This is a genomic window from Bradyrhizobium sp. 159, assembly GCF_023073795.1.
Lineage (GTDB): Bacteria > Pseudomonadota > Alphaproteobacteria > Rhizobiales > Xanthobacteraceae > Bradyrhizobium.
Genome location: NZ_JADPKE010000090.1, coordinates 172,226 through 186,620 on the forward strand (window position 1 = coordinate 172,226; position 14,395 = coordinate 186,620).

Consider the following 14,395-nt stretch of genomic DNA (forward strand, 5'->3'; position numbering starts at 1 on the left):
GCGGAAGTGGTCAGCTGTTTTGCCCGACGGGTGATGGCCGACGGGTGCGCCGTGACGAGCTTTTGTTTTGAGGGCTGGTGCTCCTGAACGGCATCTTCTAAGGGGCAAAGCGGAAGTCGCCCCGCTCGAGCATTATCGAGGGCTCCTGACCCCTCCGGACATCGGGATCGAACTGCCGCGGCGCAGCAGTTAACGGCTTCGGCATCCGCCGATTGTCGGTGAAGCCATATTCCTGATCCTAGTCGGTGTCGTCCTTCGGCACCACGCGAATGCCCGCTTGCCTGCAGCACCCGTGCGGTGTGGCCTTCCGGTCAGGGGACTCGGGGCGTATTCTAGAAGGACAGGAGTAGCCAGCTCAGGAGGACCAATGTTGCATTGGGTTGAGTCCCATTCGATTCCCGGCATCATGCTTCTTGTATTCGGCTTCTGTTACGTGTTGGCGATTGCGACTTTCGGCGCAGCGGCAATCCTGTCCCGGCGCGCAGTGGTGAGGCAGCTGAAGGCGGCCTCGCCTGTGACGTTGACGCCTCTGGCGGTTATCCTGGCCCTGCTCCTCGCCTTCCTGTCCTCGCGCGTATGGACAAATGTCGATCGGGCCGGGGAATATGTCGGTCAGGAAGCCAGTGCTCTCCGACAGGCCATGCTCCTCGCGGATGCTTTGCCACCGGATGTTCGGAACAATCTGCGCGATAGCCTCAAGCGCCACCTTCATTTCATTGAAACGCAGGATTGGCCAGCGATGGGCAGGGGCGAAGCCACTTTGCAAGCAATCCCGACTGGATTGACTGACGCGATGGCGGCGGTCCTTTCCTTTACGCCCGCACAACCCGCTCAGCAGCTGGCCCAGGAGCGCGCCTTGGTCGCGATCGAACATGCGTTTGAAGTCCGGCGAGATAGAATTCGGCTCAGCCAGCTTCAGATCGCGCCGATCCAGTGGGCAGTCATCATTGTCTTGACGATGCTGATCCTCGTGACGATCGCAATGATACATATCGATAATCGAGCGGCGATGGCGGCGACCTTGTTTATCTTTTCTACGGCAATCGCTGTGTGCCTCGTCCTGCTCATGGTCTATGACCGGCCTTTTGGCTTTGGCGGCGTGTCCATGGCGCCGACAGCGTTTCGACAGGTCGCTGTGGATTGACACCCTATACCCTTGGGGATGGGAGGCGTGACCACTTCTGCGCAGCACGATGGCAGCGCGGTGATCATGACCCACGAGGTGGAACGAATTCTTGCCAATACCGATGCCGATCACTGCGATCGCTGCATTGAGGTTCTGAGACATGGCGTGCTCCTTGCCTTGAGCGCCCCTTGCCACCTTCTCGCAGTGGCGGGGCTGGAGCACAGCCGGACCATCCCATGAGCGGACGGTTTGCTCATCTCGTTCTGCCCACACTGTGATTTCCTATCCGATGGGCTTTCTGCCGGCTACGAGGGCCATCGATCGGCTGCAAGCACGAACATCATCCGATTGCCGTACTAATCTACAGGAACCAAGAGGATTGTTGTGCGTTGCCGGGCTGCTCTTGAGTGTCACTCCGTTCAATCTAGCTCGCCTCTGCTGGGTGACTTAGGACGGAAGGCCGGGCGAGGTAGAGCAGGTGCTTCGTATCCGACTACTGATAGCAGATCGTCGTCCGATCGTTCTGCAGGGTTTTGGGACGCTACTTGCGGCGGAGCGTGACTTCGAGATTGTTGCGTCATGCACTAATGGAGCGGCTTGCCTCGAAGCAGTCCGGAGGTTGACGCCAGATGTCGCCCTTTTGGAGGACGGATTTTCTGACGTGACGGCTTCTGAAATGCTCGCCGCCGTTACTGCGGAAAACCTTCCCACGCGCTTGGTATTCTACACAGCATCGGTTGCGCGAGGCGATATCGCTGACGCCGTCGCGGCGGGCGCCTGCACTGCGATTCCGATGCGCGAGGAGCCCGAAACCTTGTTCCGGTCCCTGAGGCTGGTGGCACCGACCGCCGATCGGGCGGCTATCCGCAAGCCCGGCAAGGGCGCGTGCGGCGAAAATGGACTTGCAGCGTCGACGGACCTGGAGCGCAAGATCCTACGTCTGGTCGCCTGCGGTATGTCGAACAAGGAGATTGCGCGCCAGCTCAACGTCGCCACAGGCACGATCAAGGCGCGAGTTGATCACATGTCTGCGCAGTCTGAGATCAAAAACCGAACCGAGCTCGCAACGTTCGCCCTATCGCGCCTTTACGGCAGGGTCGGCGCGCTTGCAGCTCTGATTTGGGCAGCGCTGGACGACGTTCAGCCCGCGAGCGCGAGCGCAGTTCATCATGCGCTTACCGATAGTGTCACGGTAATGGCCGCAGACGACACCGGCGCTGTCGTGACCATCAAAATCAGCCCCCCAAAAACGACCGCGGCTTCGGGTAAAACGGCCAGAGCCGTGGGTAAAGCCGATCGTGCCGAGAACTCTGGAGCTGACATCCCGACGCGGGGCAGCAAGCTCATCGAGTCCCGCGCCGATATTGCCGCCAGCACGATCACATCGCCGGCACTCAACCCTCCAAGGTCAAGCATCAGTGACTTTGGCGGGTTTATGCTCATGGCGGTCGGAGTTTCGATTTACGAACTCCTTAACAGTCCTGCGCAGGCGTTCACTTTTTGGGATAGCTTTGCGTCGGCTGCCGAAAACGCCACCAGCGAATTGGGCGCCCTTAATATGCCTGGCAGCGCCGATGCGACCCTAAACGAGTTGGAGAACCTAGCCCGGCTTAATCCCGAAGGCCGCCATGAATCATTCGTTTTCGAGGCTGGCCGAAGCGATGCCATCGGCAAAAGCGACGAGCATCAGATCGTCGATGCAGCCGCAAGCGAGCATAGCGTAGGCGCCGGCGGCAACCCTCACGTCGGATCCGGCGCCATCGACGCTCCGATCGATCATAGCGGCTTCGAGCAGGCGGCCGCGACGGACGCGTCGAGGAATGCCGAACACGGCACAATACACGCGACCGCAGCCGACGGATCCAATGATGAACAATCGCAGCGTGATTTGCATGTTTCGGAACAGGGAGCAGCAGCCGGTAAGCCACACGCCGGAGACGGGCCACCGGGAGACGATCCAGATCATGGACAATCGCAGCGTGATTTGCATATTTCGGAACACGGGGCAGCAGCCGATAAGCAGCCCGCCAAGCACGACTCAACCGGACACGATTCTGACTGGGGGCAATCGCATCGCGACTTAGACGCTTCGGAGGAAGGTTCCGCAACTGCCGATCAGCACGCCAAGGACGATGTACAGAGTAGCCATTTCAATTCCGGCCAATCGCAGGCTGACTTGCCCAAGGTGCCCATAAGCGGTTCTAAAACTCTGCATGCGGGGCCGGACCAGAATGCAACGGCAGCTGCGCCCCAGTTCGAAGATTCCTTTCATTTCAAGAATGATAGGGCAGAGGTCAGAGTTTCAGAGAATTCTGGGAACGGCCACGGACCGGATGCAGTGGAATATACTCTGCACGATGCCGGAAAAAATGGACTGGCGCTAATTCAGGATGCGGACCTGATTGGCCCTTCGCACGCCGAGCAAAGCGCCCTTGATCACGCAAGCGTTGAGCACCATCTGACGCATGATTTGTTTGTGTAGCTTACTCGGCGCCTCGCTAGCGTCGGTACTGCTGCTTTGAGCGTTGCCGGCGCGTCCGCAGCGTCTGCTTCTAGGCCCTTAGCCGCCACGCAGCCCTGTCGGTTCAAGTCGCGTTCCGGCAGCAGCTTCTAAGGGCGAATCGGAAGTCGTCCCGCTTGGTCATCATCGACGGCTTGCGACCCACCCCGGACATATCTTGCACCGGGACAAGTAGCCCTTCTGAGTGTCCGGTAAGGCCGCCGCCTCACCGGACTGATCAGCTTCGACCGCTTTAGTTGAATGTTTGCAGCCTCAATTTGAGCGATCCATCGGCTTGGCGTTCGAATACGTGCATCGCCAGACCACCCAATGGAGACGGCTTGCCCTCCTTGTCCTTACCCGTGGCACTCCACTTGGCTGTCCCGAACACAACCTTGTCGTCTCCGCCGGCGTCAATCATCTCCAACTTGTGACCCGTCACGCCGTTCGCGAACAGTCCAGCAAAGAAACTCTCGATCTCAGCCGGACCTGACGCCACCTGATGTGTAGGCGGCATCAATTTTGCCGTCGCGACATAGGAAGCGCCGATGGCTTTTGCGTCGTGCTTGTTGAATGCGGCATCCCAAGAGGCGTATGCCTTCTCCACATCCCCCTTGGCATCCGCAGCCAGCGAAATCCCTGGCGCGCCAAGCAGACAAATGACTAGTGCTGATGTTTGAGCCAACTTCATAGGATACTCCTCTGTTGGATAATCCCTTTCCCGATTGATCAGATTATCAGTCCGGTCGTCCGGCGCGGCTGCGCTCCCGCGGGCATGACGACACCGTCGCCGGTCGCGTTGTGGCCGGCCATTGGTTCATTAAGGAAGAGGTGCAGGCGATGGTAACTTCAATGACGCCGTTCACCTCGGGAGTCCGTATCGCGCGCCATGGCACCGCTGATGCAGCCGGTCACACATGCGCCGAACTTCAACCACCACGACCAGTTTTGCGAAGGCATATTGATCATGGCTGGTTGCCCGAAGACTCCATCCAATAGCTCGCGGAACAGCAATTCCGGGCAACTACCGTCAACCACGTTGACGAATGGGAGAGAGCGCCGGCGCACAGTACGTAGGCCGGAAATCCCTGCGCTGGTCACGGTGTAATTCGCCATTTTGGGCAAGACCGCCATGTAGCGCTGTCGCCTTCAACGTCGCCTTCCGATGGCAAGTCGGGCGCGACGGACTCGTGGGTGCAGGCCCTAAATTACCCCCGCTAACCGCATCGCCACGCCCGCGGCACAACTGCCGGCGAGAACTGTGAGCATGCCGAGCTTGAACCGGAAGATCGCGGTGGCCGCTGCAATCGACAGCACCAGCGCCGGCACGTCGACGCTCGTCAGCACCGGCATGTCGAAGTCGAACGGGAAGGCGGTCACCGGCACCGTGGCGCGGAACAGCGTGTGCAGCGCGAACCAGATCGAGAGGTTGAGGATCACGCCGACAACCGCGGCGGTGATCGCACCGAGCGCGCCGGCCAATCCCGTGTTGCCGCGCAGGCGCTCGATATAGGGCGCGCCGAGAAAGATCCAGAGGAAGCAGGGCGTGAAGGTGACCCAGGTCGCGAGCAAGCCGCCAAGCGTTGCCGCCAGCATTGGCGACAGGCCGCTCGGGTCGCGGTAGGCGGCCATGAAGCCGACGAACTGGAGCACCATGATCAGCGGGCCCGGCGTGGTCTCGGCCATGCCGAGGCCGTCCAGCATCTCATGCGGCTTGAGCCAGTGATAATGCTCGACCGCCTGCTGTGCGACGTAGGCCAGCACGGCGTAGGCGCCGCCGAAGGTGACCAGCGACATTTTCGAGAAGAACGGTGCGATCTGGCTGAACACATTGTCTTGCCCAAGAGCGAGCAACAACCCGATCACCGGTATCAGCCAGAGCGCCAGCCACAGCGCGCCGACGCGGATCGCGCGCGCCGTATTGGGCCGCACGTGCTCAGGCACAGCTTCGCCGAGCATGCTGTCGATCGCGGCGCCGCTGCCGCCGTGGCCGTGACCAGCCGGTGCGAATTCCGGACGGCCAGCGCGCGCGCCGGCATAGCCGATGATGCCGGCGGCGATGATGATGATCGGGAAGGGGACCGCGAAGAAGAAGATGGCGACGAAGGCCGCGGCCGCGAGCGCGATCATGATGCGGTTCTTCAGCGCGCGCTTGCCGACGCGGACCACGGCCTCGACCACGATGGCGAGCACGGCGGCCTTCAGTCCGAAAAACAGCGCCTCGACGAAGCTGACATTGCCGTAGGCGGCGTAGACGTAACTCAGGCCCATGATGGCGATGATGCCGGGCAGGATGAACAGCCCGCCCGCCATCAGCCCGCCGGCGGTGCGATGCATCAGCCAGCCCACATAGGTCGCGAGCTGCTGTGCTTCCGGTCCCGGCAGCAGCATGCAGTAATTCAGCGCATGCAGGAAACGGGCTTCAGAGATCCACTTCTTCTCCTCGACCAGAATACGATGCATCACCGCGATCTGGCCCGCGGGCCCGCCAAAGCTCAGGCAGGCGACGCGGAGCCAGACACGAAAGGCCTCATTGAAGCTGACCCCGTGACCGGCGTCAGCTCCTGCTTGAACGTTGCGGATATCCATTACGCCTTCACCTTGTTGGTCGGCCAGTTGTGGGTCTCGGTGGTGGCGTCGCGGCACCAGCGGTAGAAGGCGTCGTAGAGCAGCATGCCGGCCTCGAGCTGCGCGAGGTCGTCGTCATACATGCGCGATAGTCCGAGCGAGGCCGCGAGCAGGCCCGGCGCTTCTGGCGCGAGATCAGGCCGCGCGGTGTCGGCGCCGCGCACCAGCGTCGCCAGCCGGAGCAGGGGTGGCGAGGCGATCCCGAATTCCTCGATCATGACGTCGAAGGTGCAGAGCTCGCCGCGGTGGCTCCAGAACACGTTCTCAATGTCGAAGGGAGCTGCATTGAACCGCTCCCCGACGCCGATCACCTCGGACGGTGCCACATACAGGAACACCGCATTGGGATCGACAAAGCGGCGGATCAGCCAGGGGCAGGCGATGCGGTCGACCTTCGGCCGGGCCCGCGTGACCCAGACAGTGCGCCCTCTGGCATCGCGCGGCGGCAGCTTGCGCGTGTCGAGCAGCGGCAGGTTTGCCGCTTTCCAGCCCTCGAAGCCGCCCTCCAGCGTCTCAGCCTCGACGCCGAGCTGGCGCAGCCACGCCGCCGCGCCCTGCGCGAGCTTTTCACCGCGCAGGCAGGAGACGATGGCCCGGCGGCCGGCGAAGTCGCCGCCCCAGTCCGTCACCTTGTCGTGACTGAGCTTAATGGAGCCTGGGATCAGCCGCCGGTCGACGGCAAAATCCTCCTCGGTGCGCACATCGATGAGGGCCGGGCTGTTCGCGGTGCCGACCAGCCGTGCCAATTTGTCAGATGAGATGGTCGTGAAAGTAGACATGATGCGTCCTCGCAAGAAACGAACGGGACGCGATGCTTGGGCGTGTCGCCTCGTGGGGAGATCGCTCAAATCCCCATGGCGCCGATTACAGCGAAACTAAGCAGGACTGTCAATCCGCGGCACGATTGGGCCTTAGAAAATCGCGCCTCGGCGGTCTATACTGCAGGCCGACAGACCTGAATCTTCTGGAGAATTCGATGCATTCCCACTCCATCGAACAATGGACCCATGACCACGCCTTTCTTGGCGACAAGCACGACGAGAACGAGCGGCGTACCTGGCTCGTGGTCGTCCTGACGCTGGTCATGATGGTCGGCGAGGTCGTCGCCGGCTCGCTGTTCGGGTCGATGGCGCTGCTGGCCGACGGCTGGCACATGGGCACGCATGCGGCGGCGCTCGGCATCGCCGCCTTTGCCTATCGTTTTGCGCGCCGGCACCTGAAAAATGCGCATTTCACCTTCGGCACCGGCAAGTTCGGCGATCTCGCCGCCTTCTCCAGCGCGATCATCCTCGGCCTGATCGCGATCGAGATCGCCTATGAGAGCGTGCTGCGGCTGATCACGCCGGTGCCGATCGTCTATGGCGAGGCGATCGCGGTCGCCGCGCTCGGCCTGTGCGTCAATCTCGCGAGCGCGTGGCTCTTGCGCGGCAACCACGATCATCATCACGGCCACAGCCACGCCCATGATCATCACGACGATCATGACCACGACCAGGATGATCATGGCCATCACCATCATCATCACGACAACAATCTTCGTGCCGCCTATGTGCACGTCATGGCGGACGCAGCGACCTCGGTGCTGGCGATCGCAGCACTCGCCGTCGCGATGTATTCGGGCTGGGTCTGGGCCGATCCAGCCGTCGGGCTGATCGGCAGCGCCGTGATCGCGAGCTGGGCGTTCGGCCTGATCAAGTCATCGGGGGCGGTGCTGCTCGACGTGCGCGCCGACGAGAAGCTGGAGCGGGTGATCCGGGCGCGGATGGAAGTTGGCGACGACCGCGTCACCGATTTGCATCTGTGGCAGGTGGGGCCCGGCCATTGTGCCGTGCTGCTCTCGGTGGTGTCGGACCAGCCGAAGCAGCCGGCCGTCTACAAGCGGCGGCTCGCGGGGCTAAAGGGCCTCAGCCACGTCACGGTCGAGGTCGAGACCTGCCCGCATTGATTTGCTTGACGGGAATTGCGCGAACGGGCCGGGGTTGATCCTCGGTCGTCGCCCTGTACGGGAGGAACAACAATGATGCCCAGGATCAAGCTCGCGCTCGCCATCGCTGCACTCGCTCTGCCCGGCCCTTCGGCGCTGGCGCAATCGGAGAAGACCGGGGTCGAAAAGCTCTACGTGCTCAATTGCGGCGAGGGCACCGCCGGCGACATCTCCCGCTGGACGCCTGGCCTCAACGAAGGCAAGACGATGGACTTCGTCGACAGCTGCTATCTCATCAAGCACGCCAAGGGCTGGTTCCTGTGGGACACCGGCATTGCCGATTCCGTCGCCGCGATGCCGAATGGACTCGCGCCCGCCGATCCCAAAGCCGTCACTTGGCGCCGGCCGAAGACGCTTGCCGCCCAGCTCGAACAGCTCGGGCTGAAGCCCGACGACGTCAAAGTGGTGGCCGTCTCGCACACGCATCCCGATCATACCGGCAATGTCGAGCTGTTTCCGCAGGCCATGCTCTACGTGCAGAAGGCCGAATATGACTGGCCCGGGCCCAACAACGCGCCGCGCTTCAAGCCGTCGCATCCGGTCGAGCTGCTCGCAGGCGACAAGGACGTGTTCGGCGACGGCAGCGTGACCATTCTATCCACGCCCGGCCATACGCCGGGACACCAGTCGCTGCTGGTGAAACTGCCAAAAACCGGCGCGGTGATCCTGTCGGGCGATGCCGTCCACTTCAAGGACAATTGGGACAACCGCCGCGTGCCGAGCATGAACGTCAACAAGGACCAGAGCGCGGCCTCGATGCAGAAGATTGCCGACACGCTCGCCAGGGAAAAAGCGCAGCTCTGGATCAACCACGACAAGGCCCAGCGCGACAGCCAGAAGATGGCGCCCGAGTTTTACGAGTAGAGCGTTTTCGAGCGAAGTGGGCACCGGTTCGCGCCAAGAAAACGCGTCAAAACAAGCATCCAGAGCTTCCGTTCCGATCGCATCGGACCGGAAGCGCTGGGCGTGTGAAGAAGCTGCTGCCACGACGATGGCAGCAGCTTCGTGCTAGGCCCGCCAAAAGCTCCGCGACAGGAGACAGCGGTGGGCGAATGGGCCGGGGTTGCGATCGCGCTGGCGTCGAGCAGCCTCGGTGGCACGGCGGCGGCTATTACCCGCTATCTCGTGGGCGGCGCCGATCCGATCATGCTCGCGATCCTGCGCTGGGGGATCGGCTTTCTCTGCCTCGTGCCATGCGCGCTGCTGCTTGGCGTGCGTTGGCCGCAGCGGTCCGATTGGCCGACCGTGGCGCTGCTCGGCATCTGCTTCTTCGGTCTGTTCTTCATCCTCTACAACATCGCGGTGTCCTACACGACCGCTGCCCGCGCCAGTCTTGCGCTCGCGACGCTGCCGCTTCACACGATGGTGGTGGGGGCGCTCCTTGGCGTCGAGCGGCTGACGGTGCGGAAGATCATCGGTGTCGGCATCGCCGTGCTCGGCGTGGCGGCAGCGCTGGCTACCGGCCTGGCGCACAGTCCGCCAGGGGTCTGGCGCGGCGAATTGATCATGACTGCAGCCGTGTTCTGCATGGCGTTCTACAACGTATTGTCGCGTCCGTTGATGCAGCGCTCGAGCGCGCTCGGCTTTCTCACCGTGGGCATGGGTGCGGGTGCCGTCGTGCTGGTACTGGCGGGTCTGGTGAGAGGCAGCTTTGCGGCGCTCGAGCACTTCACCACGGCGCAGTGGATTGCCGGCATCTATCTCGGCATTGGCGGCGGCGCACTCGCCTTCATCCTCTGGGTCATGGCGCTGGAGCGGGCAACGCCGACTCGCGTCGCCAACACGATGACGATCAATCCGATCGCCGCCGCTCTGCTTGCTGCGCTCCTCATCGGCGAGCCGATTACGGCTCATCTGCTTGTCGGATTGGTTGCGGTGTTCGCCGGGATCTGGATCGCGACCAGCGAGACGAAGCCCGCCTAGCTCCGCGGGACGGTCACCGTGGGCGGACTCGCTTCCGGCGTCTTCTTCGGCTTCAGCGTGCCGGCATAGAACGAGAGCAGCCAGACCAGCAGGACGGCGAGGAGATAGACGCCCCAGGCCTGGGGCGCCGTGGTCGCCCAGCGCAGGAGGCCTTTGAACGTGCGTGGCGGGCCGGGGTCTTCGCTCATGGCCCGCTTGTGCGCGAAAGGGGCCGGGCGGTCAATCCGGGCGCGGCCCGGCACGGATCAGGAACAACGCCGCCAACGCCGACAGGCTGAGCGCGGAGGAGACGATCAGCACCTTGGCCCCCATGATGTCGATCAGCAGACCGAAGGCGAGCGGCGCCACCGCCTGGGCCATCCGCGCCGGTGCGCCGATGATGCCGAGACGGTAACCAAAGTCCTTTGGTCCGAAAATCGCGAGCGGCAGCGTGCCGCGCGCGATCGTCAGGATACCGTTGCCGGAGCCGTGGAACAGCGCAAACGCGCTCGCCGCAGCGCCGCCGAAGATCGCGACGACCACCGCGCCGATCGGATGGGTGAGGCAGGCGAGCCGCGTCGACCACAGCGGATGGAAACGGCTGAGGAAGCCCGCCTCGAGCATGCGCGCGCCGACCTGGGCCGGGCCGATCAGCGCGCCGGCCGCGATGGCTTCGACGGGTGTTGCGCCCGTCGTCTCCAGGATGCGGGGGAAATGCGCGGCCATCGCGCCGGTGACGGTCCAGACCGCGGCGAAGATGAAGGCCAGCAGGATCATGGTGCGGTCGAGCGGCAAATGCGGCTTCTCGGCGGTCGCCGCCGTCTGCCTCGCACCCCTGATCACCGGCAGCATGAAGAAGTTGAGGGGCAGGCCGATCAGGATATTGGCAGCCGCCCAGGCAAAGCAGGTCTCGCGCCAGCCGATATGGGACAGACCCCAGGCGGTGAGCGGCCAGCCGACCGTGGAGGCGAAGCCCGCCATCAGCGTGATGCCGGTGATGGGCCTGCGCGCCTCGGTGCCGTAGATGCGCCCCAGAGCGGCGAAGGCGGCGTCATAGAGGCCCATCGCCATGCCGACGCCGAGCACGAGCCAGGCGATCGCCATCACCGCCACCGAGTGCGAGAGGCCGAGGAGGACGAGGCCGGCGGCGATGGTCAGGTTCGAGGCCGAAAGCACCTGCCGTCCGCCGACGAGATCGATCTGCCGCCCGATGCGCGGGCCGAGCAGCGCCGCGATCACGAGCGAAGCCGAGAACGCGGCAAAAATCCAGTTGGAGGAAATGCCGAGGTCGTGCGCCATGGGATCGGCGAGCAGCGCCGGCAGATAATAGCTGGAAGCCCAGGCCAGGGTCTGCGTGGCGCCGAGCGCCAGGATGATCGGAAGCTGGCGCCGGCTCATCTGCGCGTGGCTCCGATTCTTGCCGACAAGCTCGTCATTGTGGGCATCTGCCGCGCGCGCGGCGAACACGTCAACCGCCCCTGCGACATATTCGATCTGCAAGGGATGGGAGCCTTGCGCACGGCCCGCGCGTGGCTCGCGCCTTTCGCTCGTCACGAATGCACGCCATAATGGCGCATGCAATTGACCTCGCGCCTCGAATTGATGAACTGGATCGCCGGCCAGGGCCTTACCAGCCTGCCCGAACCGGAACTGCTGCGTGGCTTCTGCGAGCGCTGCCGCGCCGAGGGGCTGGAACTATCGCGCGGGCTCGTCGTCATCGACACGCTGCATCCGATTTATGAAGGGCGCGGCTTTCGCTGGAGCGACCGGCCGAGCAACGAGAGCGATGCGTTCGAATACGGCTCGACTGCCGAAGGCGATGCAGCCAAGAGCTGGCGCCGCTCGGTCTTCTTCCACATGCTCGAGCACGGCCACGACGAGATGGTGATCGATCTCGCCGACGCGCCGTCGCTGGATTTCTCGCAGATCGGCGAGCTCGCCGAGAAGGGGCACAAGCACTATCTCGCCTTCGTGCATCGCTTCGGCGAGAACGGCGCGCTCGGCCTGATGGATTGCCTCTATTCCTGCTGGACCACGCGTCGTGACAGCGGGTTCTCCGAACCCGAGCTCGAAGCCCTGCGCGATCTGGTGCCGGTGCTGGGGCTCGCGATCAAATCGGCACAGCAGGTCGACATCGCCCGCACGCTCGGCCGCGTCTATCTCGGCCGGGACGCCTCCGAGCAGGTGCTGCGTGGACGTATCTCGCGCGGCGTCACCGAGCGCATCAACGCCGTGCTCTGGTATTCGGACTTGCGTGGCTCGACCGGGATCAGCGAGAGCATCGGTCCCGACGAGATCATTCCGTTCCTCAACGACTATGCGCAAGCCGTGATCGACCCGATCCACGATGCGGGCGGCGACGTGCTGAAGCTGATCGGCGACGGCGTGCTTGCAATGTTCACCGGCGAGGACATGGCGGCGGCGCGCCGCGCCGCGCTACGGGCGGAGCATCTGTTTCGCAAGAACGTCGCGGCGCTGAACGCACGCCGCGCGGCCGACGGTCGTCCCACCACGTCGGCCTATATCGGTCTGCATGTCGGGGAGGTCTTCTACGGCAATATCGGGAGCGAGGACCGGCTCGACTTCACGGTGGTCGGACCGACCGTCAACGAAGTCAGTCGCATCGCCTCGATGAGCCGCTCGGTCGATCGCGAACTGCTGGCGTCCTCGGAATTTTACAAGGGCCTCGACACCGCCGGCCGCCGCTATCTCGTCTCCACCGGCCGTTACGCGCTGCGCGGCATCGGCCGCGCGCAGGATCTCTACACGCTCGATCCCGACGTCGATGTCAGCGAGCCGGTGACGGGGAGCTACGAGCGGTATCTGGCGGGCTAGGTGATTTCACCAGTCATTCCGGGCTCGATGCTCGCATCGCCCCGGAATGACCGGACTTCAGCACCCCGCCACCACTTCGTCCCTCACCATGTCCGGCTGCCGGTCGAGCGCCACCGCCGGTGACAGCAGGATCACCAGGGCCTGTACGCCGAACACTGCCGCTGCGAGATAGAGGCAGGCCTCCGCGCTCCAGAACCCGCCGACGATTGCGCCCAGCGCCGAGCCGAGCGGGCGGGCGCCGTAGCTCATGATGTTGATGGCGGAGACGCGCCCCAGAAGGCGCGGCGGCGTCACCGATTGGCGCAGCGTCGTGGTCGAGATCACCCACAGGATCGGTCCGACGCCGAGCAGGAAGAAGCTCAAGGCCGCAAGCCAGGGCGAGGGGACCAGCACCGTCAGCGCCATCACCAATGCTGCGACGAAGCCCGTGACGGGGCCGAGGCCGACGACGGTGCCGAACGCGACGCGCTGCATCACGCGGGTGGCGACCAGCGCGCCGATTACCATGCCGACGCCGTACATCGTCAGCACGGTGCCGACGCCGGCGGCGGTCAGGCCGAGATGGCGCACCGCGTATGGCACGAACACCGCGATCTGCAAGAACCATCCGGTGTTGAAGATGAATTGGGTGATGAACACCGGCCGCAGCAGCGGATGGTGAAACACGAAGGCCGCGCCTTCGCGGATATCCTGGAACGGATGGCGCCGCGGAGATGCTGCCCGCGCGGGCTCGTAGATGCCGGCAAGCAGCACCACGGCGATAGCCGACAGCGCAGCCGCAAAGCCGAAGGCCGGGCTTGCGCCCCACCAGCCCACGAGCACGCCGCCGAGCGCAGGTCCGCTCGCAAACGCGATGGTGCGCGCGAGCTCGATCCGCGCATTCGCCGCCGGCAGCAGGTCCGAACTCACTAGCGAGGGCACCAGCGCCGGTGCCGCCACACTATAGACGACGGTGCCGCACACCGCGGCAAAACCGAGCAGCGCCAGCAGCGGCAAATCGAGCGTCCCCAGCGCCAGCAGGAGGACGATGGCCGCGAGTGCGGCGGCCCGCACCGCCTCGGCTCCCGCCATTAGCCAACGGCGGGAGATGCGGTCGGCGAGCACGCCGGCAGGAATGGCGAACAGGACGAAGGGCAGGGTGAGGGCGGTCTGCAGCAGGCCGGTCTGGCCTTCGGCGACACCCAGCGTCAGCACCGCGACGATGGGCGCTGCGGCCAGTGCGATCTGCTCGGCCGATTGCGCCGCGAGGTTCGACCAGGCGAGGCGGTTGAAGGTGTCAGGGAGGCGCGGGGGCGTTGACATGGCTCATATCCTGCAAAAGGCGAATTTGCGCCCATGTTCGCCCGCGAGAACCGCCGAACCCACCCGCTTCCCGACAAGGGCCACGGGTCTGTGCTGAGAACCGGTGCGGCTAGATGCA

At 64.0% G+C, this 14,395-nt stretch carries 13 protein-coding genes and 1 pseudogene; 6 read left to right on the plus strand and 8 right to left on the minus strand.

Annotation, left to right across the window (positions count from 1 at the left end):
- Positions 1 to 367 precede the first annotated feature (367 nt).
- Complete coding sequence (locus tag IVA96_RS28665) at positions 368 to 1,144, plus strand: DUF4239 domain-containing protein (RefSeq protein ID WP_247420680.1); 777 nt, start codon at positions 368 to 370, stop codon at positions 1,142 to 1,144.
- A gap of 36 nt (positions 1,145 to 1,180) precedes the next feature.
- Here the strand turns inward: IVA96_RS28665 and IVA96_RS28670 are convergent.
- Positions 1,181 to 1,288: pseudogene (locus IVA96_RS28670) on the minus strand (IS110 family transposase); the annotation flags it as partial.
- A 457-nt stretch (positions 1,289 to 1,745) separates the two neighbouring features.
- Here IVA96_RS28670 and IVA96_RS28675 point away from each other — a divergent pair.
- On the plus strand, positions 1,746 to 3,608 hold the full coding sequence (locus IVA96_RS28675; RefSeq protein ID WP_247420683.1) for a response regulator transcription factor: 1,863 nt from the start codon (positions 1,746 to 1,748) through the stop codon (positions 3,606 to 3,608).
- Between the two features lie 271 nt (positions 3,609 to 3,879).
- Here the strand turns inward: IVA96_RS28675 and IVA96_RS28680 are convergent, their stop codons facing one another.
- The 4 genes from IVA96_RS28680 to IVA96_RS28695 all read right to left on the minus strand — a co-directional run bounded on the left by IVA96_RS28680 (position 3,880) and on the right by IVA96_RS28695 (position 7,033).
- Positions 3,880 to 4,317 (minus strand): nuclear transport factor 2 family protein, encoded by a 438-nt coding sequence (locus IVA96_RS28680; protein WP_247277050.1) that lies wholly within the window; start codon positions 4,315 to 4,317, stop codon positions 3,880 to 3,882.
- 158 nt (positions 4,318 to 4,475) lie between these two features.
- Positions 4,476 to 4,760: a hypothetical protein gene (locus IVA96_RS28685; RefSeq protein ID WP_247277051.1), complete on the minus strand. Its 285-nt coding sequence runs from the start codon at positions 4,758 to 4,760 to the stop codon at positions 4,476 to 4,478.
- Positions 4,761 to 4,829: 69 nt separating this feature from the next.
- The gene (gene chrA / locus IVA96_RS28690) at positions 4,830 to 6,215 is read right to left on the minus strand and encodes a chromate efflux transporter (protein WP_247420686.1); all 1,386 of its coding nucleotides are present in this window, start codon (positions 6,213 to 6,215) and stop codon (positions 4,830 to 4,832) included.
- Entirely contained in the window at positions 6,215 to 7,033 is an 819-nt protein-coding gene (locus IVA96_RS28695) for a chromate resistance protein ChrB domain-containing protein (RefSeq protein WP_247277053.1), read from the minus strand. Before IVA96_RS28695 ends, chrA begins: the two co-directional genes overlap by 1 nt.
- A gap of 197 nt (positions 7,034 to 7,230) precedes the next feature.
- Here IVA96_RS28695 and dmeF point away from each other — a divergent pair, with 197 nt between their 5' ends.
- From dmeF to IVA96_RS28710, 3 genes are all read left to right on the plus strand, one after another.
- Positions 7,231 to 8,199, plus strand: a complete 969-nt coding sequence (dmeF, locus tag IVA96_RS28700) for a CDF family Co(II)/Ni(II) efflux transporter DmeF (RefSeq protein WP_247277054.1) — start codon at positions 7,231 to 7,233, stop codon at positions 8,197 to 8,199.
- Positions 8,200 to 8,271: 72 nt separating this feature from the next.
- Positions 8,272 to 9,102, plus strand: coding sequence for an N-acyl homoserine lactonase family protein (locus IVA96_RS28705; RefSeq protein WP_247277055.1), 831 nt, complete (start codon positions 8,272 to 8,274; stop codon positions 9,100 to 9,102).
- Between the two features lie 180 nt (positions 9,103 to 9,282).
- Entirely contained in the window at positions 9,283 to 10,161 is an 879-nt protein-coding gene (locus tag IVA96_RS28710) for a DMT family transporter (RefSeq protein ID WP_247420690.1), read from the plus strand.
- Here the strand turns inward: IVA96_RS28710 and IVA96_RS28715 are convergent.
- Both IVA96_RS28715 and IVA96_RS28720 read right to left on the minus strand, forming a co-directional pair.
- Entirely contained in the window at positions 10,158 to 10,349 is a 192-nt protein-coding gene (locus IVA96_RS28715; protein WP_247277057.1) for a hypothetical protein, read from the minus strand. The two genes, IVA96_RS28710 and IVA96_RS28715, sit on opposite strands and share 4 nt — an antisense overlap.
- A gap of 31 nt (positions 10,350 to 10,380) precedes the next feature.
- Positions 10,381 to 11,538 carry an MFS transporter gene (locus IVA96_RS28720; protein ID WP_247277186.1) on the minus strand — a complete coding sequence of 386 codons (1,158 nt, stop codon included), beginning with the start codon at positions 11,536 to 11,538 and terminating at the stop codon, positions 10,381 to 10,383.
- Between the two features lie 177 nt (positions 11,539 to 11,715).
- Here IVA96_RS28720 and IVA96_RS28725 point away from each other — a divergent pair, with 177 nt between their 5' ends.
- Positions 11,716 to 12,975 carry an adenylate/guanylate cyclase domain-containing protein gene (locus tag IVA96_RS28725; RefSeq protein WP_247277058.1) on the plus strand — a complete coding sequence of 420 codons (1,260 nt, stop codon included), beginning with the start codon at positions 11,716 to 11,718 and terminating at the stop codon, positions 12,973 to 12,975.
- A 57-nt stretch (positions 12,976 to 13,032) separates the two neighbouring features.
- On the opposite strand, the gene IVA96_RS28730 is transcribed toward IVA96_RS28725, so the two are convergent.
- Positions 13,033 to 14,277 (minus strand): MFS transporter, encoded by a 1,245-nt coding sequence (locus IVA96_RS28730; RefSeq protein WP_247277059.1) that lies wholly within the window; start codon positions 14,275 to 14,277, stop codon positions 13,033 to 13,035.
- Positions 14,278 to 14,395: the final 118 nt, after the last annotated feature.